The following is a 315-nucleotide window of genomic DNA, read 5'->3' as shown; positions in this document are numbered from 1 at the left end:
TAATAGCGAGAAAATTTTGTGTTAACATTTACGACTTCAAGCTTTATTTCACGACAAACAAATTTTAATGAAGTGTTACGCATTAAAGTACCGGGTAACAAACCAGCTTCCAACAAAATTTGAAATCCATTACATATGCCAATTACCGTAACACCTTTTTGTGCTTTCTCACGAACGGCTTGCAAAACAGGTGTTCGTGCGCCAATAGCACCACATCTTAAGTAGTCGCCATAGGAAAAACCACCAGGAATAACAATGACATCTACATCTGGAATTGTTGATTCTGTTTGCCAAATTTTTAATGGCTCAACTCCT

Annotated in this window: 1 protein-coding gene; it reads right to left on the bottom strand. The window is 37.1% G+C overall.

Annotated features, from left to right (window positions below):
* Window positions 1-315 (bottom strand): phosphoribosylformylglycinamidine synthase subunit PurQ (locus ACFIO5_RS11205; protein ID WP_375705447.1); only part of this gene is annotated, 315 nt, incomplete at both ends.

Source organism: Bartonella sp. AA86SXKL (assembly GCF_042196885.1).
The sequence above is the reverse complement of the archived record's forward strand: the minus strand, read 5'-3'. Positions and strand labels throughout refer to the sequence as shown.